Origin of the sequence: Bradyrhizobium sp. CSA112, from assembly GCF_029051645.1 — a bacterium.
Classification (GTDB): Bacteria; Pseudomonadota; Alphaproteobacteria; order Rhizobiales; family Xanthobacteraceae; genus Bradyrhizobium.
The window spans coordinates 1-305 of record NZ_JAACFS010000175.1; the positions used below are offsets into that span (position 1 = coordinate 1).

The 305-nt window shown below is 53.4% G+C and carries 1 protein-coding gene; it reads left to right on the forward strand.

What is annotated here, in order from left to right:
- The coding region (locus tag GWE18_RS42200) for a transposase (protein WP_275190603.1) at positions 1-104 on the forward strand (104 nt) is incomplete at its 5' end.
- Positions 105-305: the final 201 nt, after the last annotated feature.

The following is a 305-nucleotide window of genomic DNA, read 5'->3' on the forward strand; positions in this document are numbered from 1 at the left end:
GAGGCTTCCGCCAGTTCCTCCTGCGCAGCATCGACAAGGTCAAAGCCGAATGGGCCATGATCTGCATCGCCCACAACCTCGCAAAACTCGCCGCCGCACGCTGAGGAGAACCTGTCTCCCCAAAAAAAGCTTCAGAACCCGCTTCGCTTAACCTAAGTCCATTATAGGGACAGGCTCCTAGTCTTACTGAGTCAGAGTGTCGCGGTCTTTGTCGACAGGAATCATATATTTGAGAAGACTCACTTTTCAGCATGGGGAGGCTGAGATGGGTCTCACAAGATCGGGAGACGTAGCGTCGCGGTTTT